Origin of the sequence: Streptomyces sp. S4.7 (assembly GCF_010384365.1) — a bacterium.
GTDB lineage: Bacteria > Actinomycetota > Actinomycetes > Streptomycetales > Streptomycetaceae > Streptomyces.
On the sequence record NZ_CP048397.1, the window covers coordinates 2,677,691 to 2,695,690 of the forward strand.

Below are 18,000 nucleotides of genomic sequence, written 5' to 3' on the forward strand. Positions count from 1 at the left end.
TCGGTCGTCGAGTCGGCCGCGGCTGTCACCGGCGGGTCCTTCCTGCGAAGAGCACGTCCACGGCGGTACGCGCGGCCTGGCCGCTCTCGAAGCCGCCGAACTTCTCGGCGAACCGCGCCCGGTCCTCCCGGTGCGCGGTGTCGGTTTTCTTCAACTCGCCCATGAGCCGGTGCAGTTCGTCCTCGGACTCGGCCACGGGCCCGGGGGCCTCGGCACGCAGGTCGAAGTAGCTGCCGCGCTCGGCCACGTACGCGTCCAGGTCCGGCGCGAAGAAGACCATCGGCCGGTCCAGCAGGGCGTAGTCGAACATGATCGACGAGTAGTCCGTGATCAACGCGTCGGCGAGACAGAGCAGTTCACTGACGTCGTGGTGGGCGGACACGTCGATCAACGTGCCGGGCGGACAGACCGGCAGGGCCGCGGACTCCAGGTAGTGGGCCCGTACGAGCAGGACGTATTCGTCAGCGAACCGCTCCGTGAACCGCCGTACGTCGAGCGGCAGTCGCGTCGTCCGGCCCTTCTTCGGCATCCCGCGGAAGGTCGGCGCGTACAGCACCACCTGACGGTGGTCGGGGATGCCGAGCTCGGTGGCGAGCGCGGGGCGCGGGAAGCGCCCCCGGCTCTCGTCGGTGGCGCGGGCCCGCACCAGACGGTCGTTGCGCGGATAACCGCAGCGCACCAGCGAATCGGCGGGCAGCCGGTAGTCGCGCGCCAGCGTCCGGACGTCGTGCTCGGACCGTACGAGGAAGTGGTCGAAGCGGGCGAGCGCGGTGCTCAGTTTCTCCCGCTCGGGGGCGTTCTGCGCCTTGATCCGGCTCTCGGCGAAGCCCATGCGCTTGTACGCGGAGCCGTGCCAGGTCTGGAGGTAGGTGGTGGCGGGGGGCTTTCTCAGATCGAGCGGGAAGCCCTGGTTGTCGACCCAGTACTGGGCGCGGGCGAGGGCCCACAGATAGCGCCAGGACAGCCGCCGGACCAGCCGCGCGTCGGCGGGGAATCCGTCGGGGGACGACGCGTAGGACCAGGTGTGGCGCATGCCCCGGCGGCGCTGCTCGCGCAGTTCCTCGTGGATGGCGCGCGGGCTGTCGCCGTAGCACTTGCCCATGTGGCTCTCGAAGACCACCGAGCCCTTGCGGACGGGGAGCCGGATCAGCAGCCGGTTGTAGACGCGCGTCTTGACGGAGCGGGCGCAGAGCCGGTCGAAGCGCCGGCGCACCGCCTTGGCGAGCCGCTTGGCCTTGCGGGCGGGGCGGAAGTGGGTGAGGTAGTGGAGCGCCGCGGCCGCGAGGCGGCCGGGGCGGCGCCGCGCCTGGAGCTGGAACGCGAGGTGGTGCTTGACGGTGACGTACGGCTTCCAGGTGTCGCCGAACAGGCGCCCGAGGCGCGGGCGTGCCCGGAACCGGCCCACCGCTTCGGCCCGGTCCCGCTCCAGGAACAGCGGTCCTGTGGTGGTGCCGGTGGGTGTGTGCAGGGCGAGGCGGGGGTCGCACACGCGGTCCCGCGCGCCGCCGACGCGCAGGAGCGCGCCGAGGTCGACGGAGGCGCGCCAGCGGACGGTGTCGGCCTCGCGCCACATCTCCTCCACGGGTGCGCGGAAGACGAGGCGTCCGTCGCTGCCGCGTGCCACGAACTCCAGGGTGGCAATCAACGGGGCTTCTGCGGGCAGCAGTTGGAGCGGTGCGGGTAGCTGTCCTTCGAGTACGAGCCGGGCGCCCTCCTGCCCGCAGTGGGTCAGACGGTTCAGCAACGGGGTGTCGGCGGCCGGTCGGTAGTGGTGTCCCAGCTCCGTGACGTCGAGCGCCGCCCGCTCCCCGGGGTCGTCGGGGAGATCGGCCCGCCAGTACACCTTCCCCTCCCGCTCGGTCAGCGCGGAGGCGACGGCGCCCGGCCTGCCGAGCGCGTAGCCGGCGGCCAGTACGCCGTCCGTGTCCCCCTCGGCGAGGAGTTGGAGGCAGACCCGTTCCAGGGGCGGCAGGTCGAGCCGCAGGGCGGGTTCGGTCCGGGCGACGGGCAGTGCGGCGACGAGGGCGGCGGCATGCGCCCGTGTCCCGGCGTCCAGCTTGGGGAACTGCCTTGCGAGGGCCACGAGTTGATCGGCGAGGAAGGCGCGGTCACGGGCCTCGCACAGCGCCGTACGGCCCTGGAGCGTGAGGAGTCCGGCGACCCGTACGTGCGCGGCGAGCTGTCCCTCCAGCGTGCCGGCCGGGTCGTCGGGTGCCCGGCCGCCGACGATCAGGTTGGGGACGAGGGCGATACGGCTCGCGGCGGTGGCCGCCTCGGCGCCGAACAGGATCTCGCCGCGGTCCAGGTCCTCGGCGTAGCGCAGTCCCGTCCGCTCAATCAGGTCGGCGCGCACACAGAATCCGGTCACCAGGGCGTCGGCGACGACGAGTTCGGGGGCGCCGGCCAGGTCGTCGATGGCGCGGGAGCGCGCGTACAGCTCGCTCTCGACGATCCGCGCCGGGGGCTGCTCCTTGGCGCGGCGGCCCGCGCGCCGGGTCCAGCGCCCGGCGGCGAGTTCGGCGCCTGAGCGCTCGGCCGCCTCCCACAGATTGCGGCAGGCGTCCCGCTGGAGCCGCTCGCCCTCGCCGAGCACCATGACGTACCGGCCCCGCGCCTGGTCGAGGCCGTGGTTGCGCAGTGCGGCGGTGGTGGGCGCTTCGGCGCCGGAGGTGACGATCCGGACGCGCGCCGGGTCCAGTTGGGCGAGTTCGTCCGCCACGGCCCGTACGTCATCGGCGGCCGACTCGGCGTCGTCCGGGCCCGCGCCCGCCGGTCCACCGGCCGGCGGCTCGAGGGCCGGGCCGAGCACCACCACCGCCTCGGTGGCGCGCATGGTCTGCGCGACGACGGACTCCACGGACCGGCGCAGCGCCTGGGCATCGGATCCGGCGGTGACGACACAGCTGATCTCGACCGTGCTCATGCGCCGCCCCCCACGGGCATCAGGTCCGCGAGGCGGGCGGCGGCGGTGCCGTCGTCCAGATCGCAGAAGGTCTCCCGGAATCGTTCGTACGCGGCGGTGGGCACCCGGGACCCGGGGGCCCGCAGGGCGGCCACGAGCGCGGCGGTGTCGGTCACGACCGGTCCGGGCGCCGCGGACTCGAAGTCGAAGTAGAAGCCGCGCAGCGTGTCCCGGTAGTGCTCCAGGTCGTACGCGTGGAAGTACATCGGCCGGCCCGTCTGCGCGAAGTCGAACATGAGTGACGAGTAGTCGGTGACCAGCGCGTCGCTGATCAGCATCAGCTCGGCGACGTCCGGGTGGCGGGACACGTCCCGTACGAAGTCGGCCGCGCCCCGCCCGGCGCCCGGGACCGTGCCGCCGACCAGATAGTGGCGGCGGACGAGCAGGACATGGTCCTGCGCCAGCTCCTCGGCCGCCTGTGCCAGATCGAGCCGGAGGTCGAGCCCGTACCGCCCGCCCTTCTTGGGCTGGTCCTCGCGCCAGGTCGGCGCGTAGAGGATCACGCGCTTGTCCTCGGGGATCTCCAGAGCCTCGCGCAGGGCGTCGGCGACCTTCCCCCGGTCGGGCGCGTGCAGCAGGTCGTTGCGCGGATAGCCGGACTCCAGGACCGTGCCCTCGTATCCGAAGGCACGGCGCATGATCGGTGTGGAGAAGCCGTTCGGCGAGACGAGCACGCTCCACTGGGCGGACCGGCGGGGCAGGGTCGCGATGTACCTCTCGTCGGCGTGGGCGCTGCCCGAGAGGTCGCGGCCGATGCGCTTGAGCGGGGTGCCGTGCCAGGTCTGGGCGACGTACTGGCCGTCCGCCCGCTCGAACCACTCGGGCAGATGGGTGTTGGTGACGACGCATCGGCTGCGGGCCAGCGCGTCGTACCAGTCGCCGCTGTGGAGTTCGACGGCGCGGACACCGGCCGGCAGGGTCACCTGCCGGTCGCGTACGACCCACAGGTGCTCCACCGGGGCCCGCCTGCGCACCAGTTCCTCGTGGAGGGCGCGCGGCGAGTCGGAGTACTGGCGGCCGTCGAAGCTGCTGTAGAGCACGGCGCCGCGCAGCGGACCGGCGGTGGCGCGGGCTGTCGCGTACAGGCTGCGCAGTCGCTGTTGCCGGTAGGCGCCGCGGTCCTGTTCCGGGAGCGCGGAGCCGGAGTGCAGCTGGAGCATGTCCTGGTGGTGCCGGTCCAGGGTGAACTCGCGTCCGTCCAGGTTCCGTACGAGCGGCAGCGTCTGGTGCCGCGATGGCTGGACGCGTACGGCGGTGTAGCGCTCCGGGTCGCTCTCCCCCGGCTCACGGACGTACAACAGCCACCGGCCCTCGGCCAGTTGGCGCACACCGTGCAGTCCTTCGACTGCGGCGGGCAGCAGGGTCATGCGGAAGCGGCCGTCGGCGAGTGTGTCGACGGCGAAGACGTTCTCCTCGTGGTGGCCGCTGTGGCGCAACACCAGCTCGGCCCGTCCCGGCACGGGCCGGCTGCCCGTCAGGATCAGCTCGCCGTCCGCCGTCCAGTCGACGGTGTCGACCACCGGCTGCTCGGTCTGGTCGCTGAGGACGAGGTCGCCCGCCGCGTTGGCGGTGACGTACACCTCGCGGCCGTCGCCGAGCGCGTAGTGTCCGGGCCGGATCGCGGCGCGGGCGGCCACGGCGAAGCGGCTGCCGTCGGGCCGTACGAGGTGGACGCCCCAGGGCACGGTGGCCTGCCGCCGGGCCGTGGGGTCGCCGAAGACGGTGAGCGGGACGTCGGCGGTGAACGTGCCCTCTCCGAGGCTCAGTTCGGCCTCGTGGACATCCTTGGTGTACCAGTTCTGGACGGCGAGCACGGTCGGCGGAGTGCCGGTGGGGTGCAACAGACCTTCGATCCGCAGGGCGCCGCCGCCAACCGGCGCGTGGCCGGTGAGCAGGGCGCGTACGGGCTCCACGCGCAGTTCGAGCTTGTTGCCGGAGAGTGCGGGCACGACGCGCGTGGTGTCGTCCACGTAGTGCACGGCCGGTACGGCGGGCGCGGCGGCCGAGCCCGTCAGCCGCAGCGGCGCCCGGCGCAGCCGGCCCGCTCCGAACACGCCCATCTCCAGCTTCCAGACGGTGCGGACGGAGCCGCCGCCGGAGCCCTGGGCCCTCACGAGCCGGCGCGGGTCGACGACCGTCTCGAAGCCGGCCCAGTCGTAGACGTGCAGGCCCTGCTTCGACTCGTACGTCGCCGCCGGCATCCGCACGGTGCGCGTCCGCAGCGGCAGCACACGCCGCTTCCCGGTCCGCAGCCAGGCGGCCTTGACGGACTTGCGGCGCGCGTCGGCGGGCACGTTGCGCACGTACGCGTAGCCCTTGAGGTGCAGTCGCCCCTCGCGCCACACGGCCTCGGTGATGTGCGAGGTCACCGGCAGTTCCTTGGGCCTGAGGGTGGCGACGGCCCGGGGCAGACCGCCGGTGAGCACCGGGTACTCGGCGCGGGACCTGCGCAGTCCCCGGACGCCGAAGGCCCCGGGGTCGGCCTTCTCGTGGGCGAGCAGCGCGAGGAGTTCGGGCATCCGGCGTTCCCGGATCAGATGCCATTTGACGCGCAGATGCAGCGGCAGGGCGTCGAAGACACCCTGGTGGACCGTCGCGGCGAAGGCGTTGGCGTGGTCGAGGAGGGCCGCGTGGAACTCGGCGTCACCGTCGGGCAGCGCCTCGATGAAGAGCCACAGGTCGCCGGAGAGCACGTGCTGGTGGTAGCGCCGCAGCGCGTCGGCCCAGTCGGTGCCGCTCCCGGTGTCCGTGCTCGCCCGGCCGGTCAGGAAGCCGGCGACCGACGACACGGCCGTGACCCGGTCCCTGATCCCCTTCGGTACGGCGCGCTTCGCGGTGATCGAGCCGTCCCTGGTCCGCCAGTGGTAGACGGGGGCGGACAGCACGTCCACACCGCACGCCAGGAAGTACGCGGGCAGTACGACGGCGATGTCCTCGTACAGCACCCCGGAGGGGAAGACGAAGGAGTGCCGGTCCCAGAAGGACTTCCGGAAGACCTTGTTGCAGGCGATACGGTCCCCGAGCAGCACCCAGTCGCGGGTGAGCCGGGTTCCGGAGCGCTCGGTCGCCATCGGCTTGCGGAACATCGGCGCCTGCGTCAGCGCGCCCCCGGGGCCGAGCCTGAGCACGTTGCCGGTCGCGAAGTCGGAGCCGGACGCGTCGAGCGCCGCGAGCATCCGTTCGTACGCGTCCTCCGGCACGGTGTCGTCGCTGTCGACGAAGGTGAGGAACTCGCCCCGGGCGTACCGGACTCCGGTGTTGCGCGCGGCGCCGAGCCCGGCGTTCTCCTGCTCGACCAGCCGGAACCGTCCGTCCGCCTCGGCGAACCGTCTCGCGATCCGTGCGCTCCCGTCCGTGGAACCGTCGTCGACCATGACGATCTCGGAGTCGGCCATGGTCTGTCCGGCCAGTGAGCGTAGGCAGTCGTCGAGGTAGTCCTCCACGTTGTAGATGGGCACGACGACGGTGAGGCGGGGGGTCATGCGCGGTGCACGGTCCTTCCGAACTTCCGGACTTCCGAACTTCCGGACTTCTCAGCAGCGGTGGATTCAGGGCTTGACCGCGATCCGGCCCTCGTCCATGCGCAGCATGAGCAGCCGTTCGCCTGTCTTCTCCAGGAACTCGTCCACGGCCTGGCGGGAGCCCTGCCAGTAGCCGTAGTCGTCGATGAGCAGCACTCCGCCGCTCACCAGACGGGGGTAGAGAAACTCCAGTTCGTGCTTGGTGGAGGCGTACCAGTCGGTGTCCAGGCGCAGGATGGAGATCTGCTCGGGGGCCTGCTGCGGCACGGTGTCCTCGACCAGGCCCTGCACGTAGTTCACCCGCTCGCCGGGGTACGGCACGTCTCCGAAGCCCGCCTGTACGTCCTCCAGCGAGGCGACGGCCCAGATCGGCCGGTCCCTGCCCTGCGCCGCGAGCAGGTCCTCGGCGGACTTGCCGTCGCGCCGCAGGTCCTCGGCGGTGGGCGGTGGCATGCCCTCGAAGGTGTCGAAGAGGTGCAGTCCGCGGTCGGTCTCGCCGAGCGCGAGCAGTGTTCTGGCACAGGCCTGCATCGAGCCGCCGCGCCAGACTCCGCACTCGACGATGTCGCCGGGGATGTTGTGCCGTACGACGTGGCGGGTGGCGAGGATGAACGCGTTGAGCCGCTCCGGGGAGGTCATCGTGAACGGCTTGACCGCCCGGATGATCTCCTTCGCCTCGTCGTCGTAGTCGGCGGGCAGCGCCGCCGGCCTGGGCTTGGGCCTGGGCGCCGGTTCCGCGGCCTGCGGGGCGGGCGACCGCACGACGGGGGGCGCGGGCGTCGCCGACCGCGGGGCGGGGACCGGGATCCGCCGGAGCTGATATCCGGTGAGCTTCTCGAGTGCGCCGTTCACTGCGCTTCGCCATGCCATGCCGACGGACGGTACGCGGAGAACTCATCCGATGTCACCTTTCGTCAACTCACCTTCGTTTATGCCTCTTTCGTGTTGCTCTCGACCGTTACGGGCTGTACGGCTCCGGGCTGCGCTTCGGGGGCTGGAGCGGGTACGACGGGCGCTCCCCGGCCGCAGCGGTCGCGTCCCGCGACCGGCTCGGGCAGCGGGATGCCGTCGACGCCGCCGACGCGGTTGGCGTAACGGACGGTCAGTTCCCTTACCGTGTACTCCCACAGCCGCCGCCTCGGCCTGCGCGGCCTGCGGAACACGCCCACCGAGTCGCCCCAGTAGGCGCGCTTGCCGTCGATGGCGGCGTAGTCGAAGCGGATGCCCTTCATCGGCGGGAAGTCCGTGTAGCCCTCGGCCAGTTCGAGCCCGGAGAACGCGGCCATGGCCCGCAATCCGTCGGGGTAGTACCGCCAGCAGTCCTGCGCGTCGTGGACATGACCGCGCGAGGGCGCGGTGACGAAGGCCAGGCCGCCGGGGCGCAGGACACGGGCGATCTCCATCATCGACGCCCAGAAGAACGGGATGTGTTCGAAGGCCTGGCCCGAGATGACGAAATCGGCGGTCCTGGACCGTACCGGAATGCGGTACGGCCGGCGCATCACGATGTCGACGTTGGGGCCGTCGAGGACATCGACGCCGATGTAGTCGACATCGCGTCCGTCGAGCAGACTTCGGTGGGTGAGGGACTGCTTGGGCGAGATGCGCGAGCCCAGGTCGACCACCCGGTGACGGCCGGACGCGGGCATGTACTCCTTCACGCAGAGTTCCATCTGCTCGTACGCGGACCTGTGCACGGTGACTCACTTTCCAATCCGGCTCGTTGGGCTCGGCGCTCCCCGACGCCGGTGACGTCTCCCGACGTTCGAGGACATCAACGCCCGTACGGCCGTATGGTCACGTGATCACGCGCGCCCCCGGTCAGGTCGCGGTGGCGCCGGCCGGGTCGCCCGGCTCGGTCTCGTCGCGCTCCTCGGTGTCCTCCTGAGGGACCACCGCGACGGCGGTCGCCTCCGCCGGGGTCGCCAGCAGCCTTCCGTAGAGGCCGTCGAGGATGTCGGCCTGTGTCTCCCAGGTCCACCGCTCCAGCAGGCCGGGACGGTCGTACGCCTTGCGGTAGGCGGCCGGATCGTCGAGCACGGCGCGTGCGGCCCGTACGAAGTCCGCCGTGTCCTCGGCGCGGAACACCTCGCCCTGACCGGTCTCGCGTACCTCCGCCGCCATGGTGCGCACGTCGCTGACGACGATGGGCAGCCGGGCGTGCGCGTACTCCATGAACTTGGTGATCAGGGCGAGTTCGTGGTTGGGCCAGTGGTGGATCGGGATGACGCCGATGTCGGCGGAGGCCAGGAACGGCACGATCTGCCAGTGCGGGACGTACGGCAGCGGGTGGACGCGGTCGGCGACACCGAGGTCGGCCGCGTGGTCGAGCACCTTGCGCACGACCCACCCGTCGGGCGCGGGAACGACGAGCGCCGCGTGGGCGCCCGGCAGTTGGGGCAGCGCCTCGATGAGCGTGGCCAGCCCGCGCTGCGGGGCGAGGGCGCCGCTGTAGACGAGCAGCGGCGTACCGGCGTCGATCCCGCACAACTCCCGCAGATCCGGGACGGGTTCACCGGCCCGGTCGGCGGGCGGGCCGCCGCCGGGGGCGTTGAGCACGACGGCGGGCAGCCGGGGCAGCCGGTGCTCCTTGTACAGCAGTTCGGCCAGGCTCTGGGAGACGGTGACGACCGCGTCCGCGCAGCGCCCGTACTCCCGCTCGTGTGCGACGTGCGCGGGCATCCAGCGCCGGTAACCGGCCCGGGGTTTGATGCCGGGCAGATATTCGTGCGCGTCCCAGACCAGCCGCACGCTCCGGCCCCGGCCCCGCGCGCGGTGCACGGCGCGGGCGCCGACACCGATCATCCGGAAGTCGTTGGCGTGGATGAGATCGGGTTCGAGCGCGTCGACGACGGGGCCGAAGGCGAACTCGTAGTCCCACAGATACGGTTCGAGCCTGCGCCAGCACCGGTCGCCGAGCAGGGCGCGCCACATGGCCGTACGGAGCCGCTCCGGCAGCGAGTCGGGGTTGCGCCTGCCCTCCACCAGGGCGAGCTGACGGTGCCGGAAACCGACCCAGCGGGCGAGGATCCGCGCCGCCGTACGCCGGACCAGGAACCGCCGGCCCTCGGCGGACCTGCGGGCCAGCAGATCGGCGCGCCACGCCTTGACCCACTGCCTGCGGTGCTGCGCGATGCCGCCGCGCCGGTAGGCGAAGAGACGGGGAATCACGACTCTGCGGTAGTCCCTGCGGCGTTTGGCGAGGGTCATCACGACGGGGACCAGCCGGACCTCGGCGGCGCCGATGGTCCAGCGGTGCCGGTCGCGGTCCGGGGACTGCCCGAGCAGCACCACGTCCCACCCGGCGTCGGCCATGGAGCGGGCGGCCTTCTGGACGCGGGAGTCCCCGTTGACGGCGTTGTCGACGAGCATGACGACCCGGCCCCGGCCGCGTTTCGAGTGCCGCCCGGACTCCGACGTGGAAGCGACACTCATGGGGCACCCGTCCTTCGGCTCGTCTCCGCGGAGGGACCTGCCATGGTCTCCCCCACACGTGAAACGAAGATTCATCCGCCAGGGCTACGGAGACCCCCTCCATGTCACCCATACGGCGGCCCACCCGGGCACACATTCCAAGCCCGCCCGGCGATTGAGGGCAGAGTTTCCAGCCCGTCCGGCGCTTGAGGACACCACCCCGCCCCGCCCTCAGCCGACGCGCCCACCCTTCATCGCATCCACCGCCACCGCCGCGAGATCGTCCAGATACCCCGCCGGCAAATCCCCCCGGACAACCACCAGCCGCCAGTACAACGGCCCCGCGATGAGGTCCAGCGCCCGGTCGGGGTCGGTCCCCTCGGGCAGTTCCCCTCGCGCGACCGCCTCTCGTACGACCACCGCCGCGATGCCCTGCTGCCCATCCAGCAGCGCCGCCTTGATCGCCTCGGAGATCTCCGGGTGCCGGGCGGCCTCCACCAGCAGATCGGGGATCACCCGCGACGCCAGCGGGTGGCGCAGGGCGTGCGACGCCACTTCCAGCAGGGCACGTACGTCCCCGTACAGCGAACCGGTCGCGGGCACGGGCAGCCCCTGCGCCGCGACGGCGGAAACCAGGTCGAGCACCAGCGCCAGCTTGGACTTCCAGCGCCGGTAGACCGCGGTCTTGCCGACGCCCGCCCGCCGCGCGATGCCCTCGATGGACATCCGGGCGAACCCGACGGCGGCCAGTTCCTCGAAGACGGCGGAGCGGATGGCGTCGGTCACGTCCTCACGGAGCACGGCGGCTCCCGCTGGGGCGCGCCGTGAGAGGCGGGGGTCCGTGGACATGGCGACGAGCATAGCGTCACGCACGTCACGACGAAACGGTTGCGTTGCGACGCGTTTCCGTTCTAACCTCTTCGTTACGACGAAACGGTCCCGTCCCGGCGCAGTCCGCACCGGACACCACCCCCGCCCCGCCCCCTCCGCTCGCCTCCGTTCGATGTCCCTCGTCGAAAGCGACCCCTGTGAGCCAGACGACCGCACCCCCCGCCCGGCCGAGACCGGCGCCGCAGGACCCGGCCCCGGACCCCACGGACCTGCGCGCACTCGCCGCCCGGCACGGGCTCACCGAGAGCGCGGCCCGCCCTCCACTCCTCGCGTATCTGCGCGGACTGCACTCCCGCCGCCACTTCGTCACCGCGTTCGCCACCGCCAAGCTGACCTCGCAGTACAGCAAGGCCAAGCTCGGACAGCTCTGGCAGATCATGACGCCGCTGCTCAACGCGACCGTCTACTACTTCATCTTCGGCGTCCTGCTGAACACCAGGGACGGAGTGCCGGACTACGTCCCCTTCCTGGTCACCGGCGTCTTCATCTGGACGTTCACCGCCGGCACCGTCACCGCCGGGACCCGCGCGATCTCCGCCAACATCGGCCTCGTCCGCGCCCTGCACTTCCCGCGCGCCTCGCTGCCGCTCGCGTTCGCCCTCCAGCAGCTCCAGCAACTGCTGTTCTCCCTGGGCGCGCTGACCGTGATCCTGGCCGTCTTCGAGCAGTACCCGAGGCCCGCCTGGCTGCTGGCCGTGCCCGCCCTCGCGCTCCAGACCGTGTTCAACACCGGGCTCGCGATGATCTTCGCGAGGCTGACGGCGGCGACGCCGGACATCGCGCAGCTGATGCCGTTCCTGCTGCGCACCTGGATGTACGCGTCCGGGGTGATGTGGAGCCTGGACACGGTCTTCAAGAACCAGGAGCTGCCGGAGCCGGTCCGGCTGGCCCTCGAATGCAACCCGGCGGCCGTCTACATCGACCTGATGCGCTTCGCGCTCATCGACAGTTTCACCGCCGGCCAACTCCCGCCCCATGTCTGGCTGGTCGCCACCGGCTGGGCGGTACTCGTCGGGGCCGGCGGATTCCTGTTCTTCTGGCAGGCGGAGGAGAAGTACGGCCGTGGCTGAGACCGAGCGTGTTCCGACCGTCGTCGTGGACGACGTACACATCACCTACAAGGTGCACGGCACCAAGGGCGGCAAGGGCAGCGCCACCTCGGCGCTCAGCCGGATCGTCTCGCGCCGGAAAGCTCCCGGAGTGCGCGAGGTGCATGCCGTACGGGGGGTGAGCTTCGTCGCGTACAAGGGTGAGGCGATCGGCCTCATCGGCTCGAACGGCTCCGGGAAGTCGACCCTCCTCAAGGCGGTCGCCGGGCTGCTGCCGCCGAGCGAGGGCAAGGTCTACACCCGGGGCCAGCCGTCACTCCTCGGCGTCAACGCGGCGCTGATGAGCGATCTGACCGGTGAGCGCAACGTGATACTCGGCGGGCTCGCGATGGGCATGACGCGCGAGCAGGTCAAGGAGCGTTACGCGGGCATCGTTGAGTTCTCCGGGATCAACGAGAAGGGTGACTTCGTCACGCTGCCGATGCGCACGTACTCCTCCGGCATGGGCGCCCGTCTCCGCTTCTCCATCGCGGCGGCCAAGACCCATGACGTACTGCTGATCGACGAGGCGCTGTCCACGGGGGACGCGCGGTTCCAGAAGCGCAGCAAGGAGCGCATCGCCGAGCTGCGCGGGGAGGCGGGCACGGTCTTCCTGGTCAGCCACAGCAACAAGACGATCACCGAGACCTGCGACCGGGCGATCTGGCTGGAATCGGGAACTCTTCGCATGGACGGCCCGGCGGCGGAAGTCGTCACGGCGTACGAGAACTTCACGGGTCCCCCGAAGAAACGCAAACGCTCGAATTGAGCCCGTCCACGCGATCGAGGACGAGCCGGCCACCGGGCGGACCCGGTGACGCCGGCCCGGCCAGGGCGGCGGGACCTGTCACTTCCGCCGGGCCTCGCCGGACGGGCTCATTTCGAGCCCGTCCGGCGACTGAGCGCGGGTCCCGCCGGGACAGGCTTACGCGTGCGTCCTCAGCAGCGTCCTCATCGTCCTCATCGCCACCGACAGATTCGCCAGGTCGAAGGAGTCCGAACCCTGGATCTCCTCCAGCGTGGCACGTGAACGCCCCAGAATAGCCGCGTTCTTCTGCTCCCACGCCTTGAAGCGCTCCTCCGGCTTCGACGTTTCGTCGCCGACGGACAGCACGTCCGACGCCAGCGCGGCGTGCGCCGCGTACAGGTCCTCGCGGATCGACGCGCGCGCCATGGACTGCCAGCGGTCCGCCCTCGGCAGCTCGATGATCCGGTCCATCAGCTGGGTGATCCGCAGGCGGTCACCGAGGTCGTAGTACACCTCGGCCACGTCCAGCGGGTCCTTGCCCGTACGGTCGGCGATCTGCACGATGTCGAGCGTCGGGAACGCCGCCGAGAACCCGGCGACCCGCAGCGCCAGCACCTCGGGCACACCCACCGCGGTGAGCTCCTCCACGATGTTCTGGTACCACTCCAGGTCCGCGCCCCGCAGCAGCCGCGACAGTTGCTGCCACACCTGCTCCACGCCCTCGGCGAAGAACTCGACCGTCCCGGCGATCTCCACCGGCTGCGGCCGGTTGCCCAGCAGCCACCGCGTGCCACGCTCGACGAGCCGCCGCGAGTGCAGCCGGATCCGGGTCTGGACATCGGCGGCGACGCTGTTGTCCAGCGCCTCGACCGCGTCCCAGACCGCGCCGAGCCCGAAGATCTCCCGGGCGGCGGTCTGCGCCCGTACGATCTCCTCGATCGACGCCCCGGTCTCCTCGCGCAGCCGGTGCAGGAAGGTCGAACCTCCCGCGTTCACGGTGTCGTTGACCAGCACCGTCGTGATGATCTCGCGGCGCAGCGCGTGCCCCTCGATCTGCTCGGAGAACTTCTCGCGCAGCTGCGCGGGGAAGTACGCGTACAGCAGCTTGCGCAGGTACGGGTCGTCGGGCAGCCCGGTGGAGATCAGCTCGTCGGCGACCGTGATCTTGGTGTAGGCGAGCAGGACGGCGAGCTCGGGCTGCGAGAGCCCCTTGCCCGCGTTGAGCAGCTCCCGGATCTGGCGGTCGTTCGGCAGGAATTCGAGCTCCCTGTCGAGGTTGCCGTCCCGCTCCAGACGGCGCATGAACCGCTGGTGGGCGTGGAGCAGCGAGGGGGCCTGGAGGACCGCGTTGGCGAGTGCGACGTTCTGCGCGTAGTTGTTGCGCAGGACGAGCGTGCCGATCTCGTCGGTCATGGCCGCCAGCAGCTTGTTGCGCTGCTTGACGGTCATGTCGCCCTCCGTCACGAGGGCGTTGAGCAGGATCTTGATGTTCACCTCGTGGTCGGAGGTGTCCACGCCCGCGCTGTTGTCGATGGCGTCGGTGTTGATCCTGCCGCCCTGGCCGTCGGCCCCGCGCCGGGCGAACTCGATCCGGCCGAGCTGGGTCGCGCCCAGGTTGCCGCCCTCGCCGACGACCTTGGCCCGCAGGTCCTCGCCGTTGATGCGGATGGCGTCGTTGGCCTTGTCGCCCACGTCGGCGTTCGACTCGGCGGAGGACTTGATGTACGTACCGATGCCACCGTTCCACATGAGATCGACCGGCGCCTTGAGGATCGCCCGCATCAGATCGGCCGGCGTCAGCTTGGCGACGCCCGCCTCGATCCCCAGCGCCTCGCGCACGTGCGCGTTGACGGGAATCGACTTGGCGCTGCGGGGGTGGATCCCGCCGCCCTGGGACAGCAGCGACTTGTCGTAGTCGGCCCAGGAGCTGCGCGGCAGTTCGAAGAGGCGGCGGCGCTCGGCGAACGAGGTGGCCGCGTCCGGGTTCGGGTCGATGAAGATGTGCCGGTGGTCGAAGGCGGCGACCAGCCTGATGTGCTCGGAGAGCAGCATGCCGTTGCCGAAGACGTCGCCGGACATGTCGCCGACGCCCGCGACGGTGAAGTCCTCGGTCTGGGTGTCGTGGCCCAGCTCGCGGAAGTGCCGCTTGACGGACTCCCAGGCGCCGCGGGCGGTGATGCCCATGCCCTTGTGGTCGTATCCGGCGGAGCCGCCGGAGGCGAAGGCGTCGCCGAGCCAGAAGTCGTAGGCGATCGCGACCTCGTTGGCGATGTCGGAGAAGCTGGCGGTGCCCTTGTCGGCGGCGACGACCAGATAGGTGTCGTCCTCGTCGTGCCGCACCACGTCGGCGGGGTGCACGACCTCGCCGGCCACCATGTTGTCGGTGATGTCGAGGAGCGCCGAGATGAACGTCCGGTAGGAGGCGATGCCCTCGGCGAGCCAGGCGTCGCGGTCCACGGCCGGGTCGGGGAGCTGCTTGGCGACGAAGCCGCCCTTGGCGCCGACCGGCACGATCACCGTGTTCTTGACCATCTGCGCCTTGACCAGGCCGAGGATCTCCGTACGGAAGTCCTCACGCCGGTCGGACCAGCGCAGTCCGCCGCGGGCGACCTTGCCGAAGCGCAGGTGCACGCCCTCGACCTGTGGCGAGTAGACCCAGATCTCGTACGCCGGGCGGGGCGCGGGCAGATCGGGGATGGCCTGCGGGTCGAACTTCATCGACACATAGCTGTGGTGCTTGTCGGCCGTGGGCTTCCGGTCCGTCCCCTCGGGCCCCTTGCTCGCGCTCTGGAAGAAGTTCGTCCGCAGGGTGGCCCTGATGACGGTGAGGAAGGAGCGCAGGATGCGGTCCTCGTCGAGGCTGGCGACCTGGTCGAGGGCGCCGGTGAGCTCTTCGAGGAGCCCTTCGATGAGTTCCGTGCCGGCCCGCTGCCGGTTGGGCGCCATCCGGGCCTCGAAGAGGGAGACCAGCAGCCGGGTGGTGTGGACGTTGTTACGGAGGGTGTCCTCCATGTAGTCCTGGCTGAAGGTCGCGCCGGCCTGGCGCAGGTACTTCGCGTAGGCGCGCAGCACCATCGCCTCGCGCCAGTTGAGCCCGGCGCGCAGGACGAGGGAGTTGAAGCCGTCGTTCTCCGCCTCGCCGGTCCAGACGGCCGCGAAGGCGTCCTGGAAGCGCTCGCGCGCGTCCTCGGCGAGGTGGTCGTCCTTGGCCTGGTTGTTCTCGCCGCGCGGCATGCGCAGCCCGAAGTCGTAGATCCAGGCCTGGGCGCGGTCCGCGCAGCGCAGCTCGTACGGCCGCTCGTCCACGACCTCGACACCGAGCTGCTGGAGCACCGGCAGGACGGCGGAGAGGGAGACCTGTTCGCCCGTGCGGTAGATCTTGAAGCGGCGCTCGCCGGGACCGGCGCCGACGGGCTCGTAGAGGGAGAGCGCGAAGTCCTTCTTCCCGCGGCTCAGCTCCTCGACGCGCACCAGGTCGGCGACGGCGGAGCGCGGCGAGTGGTCGGCCTTGTAGCCCTCGGGGAAGGCGTTGGCGTAGCGGCGCAGCAGTTCGGCGGCGCGCTCCTCGCCCAGCTCGGCGTTGAGCGCCTCACCGAAGCCGTCGGCCCAGGAGCGGGCGGCCTCGACGAGCCGCCCCTCGACGCGGTCGACGTCCGCGTCGGTGAGCCCGGCCAGTTGGGTGCCCTGGGGGACGCGGACGACGAAGTGGAGCCGGGAGAGGATCGATTCTGTGTTCCAGGCGGTGAAGTCGACGTTGGTGCCGCCGAGCTCCTCCTTGAGGATGTCGATCAGGCGCAGCCGGACGCCGGTGGTGTAGCGGTCGCGCGGCAGGTAGATGAGGGCGGAGTAGTAGCGCCCGTACTCGTCCTGACGGAGGTAGAGGCGCAGCCGGCGCCGCTCCTGGAGGTACAGGACGCTGGTGACGATGGAGCGCAGCTGGTCGACGGGCGTCTGGAACAGCTCGTCGCGCGGGTACGTCTCCAGGATCTGCATCAGGTCGCGGCCGTCGTGGCTGTTCGGCGAGAAGCCGGCGCCTTCCAGGACCTCGGCGACCTTGCGGCGTACGACGGGCACGCGGCGTACGGATTCGGTGTACGCCGCCGAGGAGAAGAGGCCCAGGAAGCGGCGCTCGCCGATGACGTTGCCCTTGTCGTCGAACTTCTTCACGCCGACGTAGTCGAGATAGCTCGGGCGGTGCACGGTGGAGCGGCTGTTGGCCTTGGTGAGGATGAGCAGCTTGTGCTCGCGGGCCTTGGCCCGCGCGTCGGCCGGGAGCCGGTTGAACGACGGGCTCACCGGGTGTGCCTCGTCGTCGGTGTGCTTCGGGTCGGAGCGCAGGATGCCGAGGCCGGTGCCGGGCACGGCGGTGAGGGCGTCTTCGCCCGTCAGCTCGTACTCGCGGTAGCCGAGGAAGGTGAAGTGGTTGTCGGCGAGCCAGCGCAGCAGCTCGCGGGCCTCTTCGACCTCCTGGTCGCGCAGGTCGTCGGCGGTCGGCTCGCTGGGCAGCTCGTCGGCGATGCGCAGCGCGGACTGGCGCATCTTGTCCCAGTCCTCGACGGCCTCACGGGCGTCGGACAGGACGCGCAGCAGATCGGCGGTGATCTGCTTGAGGTCGGCGCGGTCGGTCTCGCGGTCGATCTCGACGTGGATCCAGGACTCGATCAGGGTGTCGTGGGTCTGCTCGGCGCTCTCGCCGCGGCCCTCGGGGAGGACCTCGATGAGCTTGCCGGTGAGATCGCGGCGCACCAGGATCTGCGGGTGGATGACGGCGTGGATGCCGCGGTTCTGCCGGGAGAGTTCGTTGGTGACCGAGTCGACCAGGAACGGCATGTCGTCGGTGACGACCTCGACGACGGTGTGGGTGCACGTCCAGCCGTTCTCCTCGACCGACGGCGTGTGGACGCGCACGTTGGCCGTACCCTGCGGGCGGGTCTCGGCCAGCCGGTAGTGGGAGAGCGCCGCGCCGTAGATGTCGACCGGATCGCGGTCGGCGAGGTCGTCCGGGGCGGTGTGCAGGTAGTACTTGTGGAGAAAGGCGAGGAGCGTCCCGGTGTCCGGCCGCTTCTCGTCGTACGTCTCGTCGTCGGTCGCCTTCGCGGCCGAGTTGTTCCGGGAGGTGCCCCCCAGACCCCCAACCCCCCCGGCTGGGCTGTTCTCAGCGACCCGGGCCGCCCGTGCGAGCAGCTCGGCCTTGGCTTCGTCCAGCTTGGTCTGCATGTCCTCTGGCTCCTGTCGCGCGCCATTGCGTGACGTCGATGAAAGAAGCGACACAACGCCACGACGCGGGGTCTCCGGTCGATGTCGACGCTATGCCGCGATGAGAGATGTCCGGGACGTTATTGGCCAAAATTGACGGCCACGCCGGATTGTGGGGAT

At 70.9% G+C, this 18,000-nt stretch carries 9 protein-coding genes; 2 read left to right on the forward strand and 7 right to left on the reverse strand.

Translation table 11 applies throughout. The features are described from left to right. Positions 1-25 precede the first annotated feature (25 nt). The 6 genes from SSPS47_RS11740 to SSPS47_RS11765 all read right to left on the reverse strand — a co-directional run bounded on the left by SSPS47_RS11740 (position 26) and on the right by SSPS47_RS11765 (position 10,758). Positions 26-2,923 carry a CDP-glycerol glycerophosphotransferase family protein gene (locus SSPS47_RS11740; RefSeq protein WP_164250826.1) on the reverse strand — a complete coding sequence of 966 codons (2,898 nt, stop codon included), beginning with the start codon at positions 2,921-2,923 and terminating at the stop codon, positions 26-28. After that, entirely contained in the window at positions 2,920-6,444 is a 3,525-nt protein-coding gene (locus tag SSPS47_RS11745; protein ID WP_164250829.1) for a bifunctional glycosyltransferase family 2 protein/CDP-glycerol:glycerophosphate glycerophosphotransferase, read from the reverse strand. The genes SSPS47_RS11740 and SSPS47_RS11745 overlap by 4 nt, the downstream gene beginning before the upstream one ends. Before the next feature lie 66 nt (positions 6,445-6,510). Then, positions 6,511-7,353: a TylF/MycF/NovP-related O-methyltransferase gene (locus SSPS47_RS11750; protein WP_164250831.1), complete on the reverse strand. Its 843-nt coding sequence runs from the start codon at positions 7,351-7,353 to the stop codon at positions 6,511-6,513. 59 nt (positions 7,354-7,412) lie between these two features. Beyond that, entirely contained in the window at positions 7,413-8,180 is a 768-nt protein-coding gene (locus SSPS47_RS11755) for a methyltransferase domain-containing protein (RefSeq protein WP_164250833.1), read from the reverse strand. A 124-nt stretch (positions 8,181-8,304) separates the two neighbouring features. Continuing rightward, positions 8,305-9,918, reverse strand: a complete 1,614-nt coding sequence (locus tag SSPS47_RS11760) for a glycosyltransferase family 4 protein (RefSeq protein ID WP_239064859.1) — start codon at positions 9,916-9,918, stop codon at positions 8,305-8,307. Between the two features lie 210 nt (positions 9,919-10,128). After that, a complete protein-coding gene (locus tag SSPS47_RS11765) occupies positions 10,129-10,758 on the reverse strand; it encodes a TetR/AcrR family transcriptional regulator (RefSeq protein WP_164254524.1) in 630 nt (209 codons plus the stop codon). Between the two features lie 167 nt (positions 10,759-10,925). Here SSPS47_RS11765 and SSPS47_RS11770 point away from each other — a divergent pair, with 167 nt between their 5' ends. Next, positions 10,926-11,858, forward strand: a complete 933-nt coding sequence (locus tag SSPS47_RS11770) for an ABC transporter permease (protein ID WP_164250835.1) — start codon at positions 10,926-10,928, stop codon at positions 11,856-11,858. Beyond that, complete coding sequence (locus tag SSPS47_RS11775; RefSeq protein WP_164250836.1) at positions 11,851-12,645, forward strand: ABC transporter ATP-binding protein; 795 nt, start codon at positions 11,851-11,853, stop codon at positions 12,643-12,645. The genes SSPS47_RS11770 and SSPS47_RS11775 overlap by 8 nt, the downstream gene beginning before the upstream one ends. Positions 12,646-12,801: 156 nt before the next feature. On the opposite strand, the gene SSPS47_RS11780 is transcribed toward SSPS47_RS11775, so the two are convergent. Then, positions 12,802-17,841, reverse strand: coding sequence for an NAD-glutamate dehydrogenase (locus tag SSPS47_RS11780; RefSeq protein WP_164250838.1), 5,040 nt, complete (start codon positions 17,839-17,841; stop codon positions 12,802-12,804). Between the last annotated feature and the right edge of the window lie 159 nt (positions 17,842-18,000).

Bases quoted from the DNA above. Each gene is read 5' to 3' on its own strand.
- SSPS47_RS11745 (WP_164250829.1), bottom strand. From the start codon at position 6,444: ATGACCCCCCGCCTCACCGTCGTCGTGCCCATCTACAACGTGGAGGAC.
- SSPS47_RS11760 (WP_239064859.1), bottom strand. From the start codon at position 9,918: ATGAGTGTCGCTTCCACGTCGGAGTCCGGGCGGCACTCGAAACGCGGC.
- SSPS47_RS11740 (WP_164250826.1), bottom strand. From the start codon at position 2,923: ATGAGCACGGTCGAGATCAGCTGTGTCGTCACCGCCGGATCCGATGCC.
- SSPS47_RS11780 (WP_164250838.1), bottom strand. From the start codon at position 17,841: ATGCAGACCAAGCTGGACGAAGCCAAGGCCGAGCTGCTCGCACGGGCG.
- SSPS47_RS11765 (WP_164254524.1), bottom strand. From the start codon at position 10,758: ATGCTCGTCGCCATGTCCACGGACCCCCGCCTCTCACGGCGCGCCCCA.
- SSPS47_RS11750 (WP_164250831.1), bottom strand. From the start codon at position 7,353: ATGGCATGGCGAAGCGCAGTGAACGGCGCACTCGAGAAGCTCACCGGA.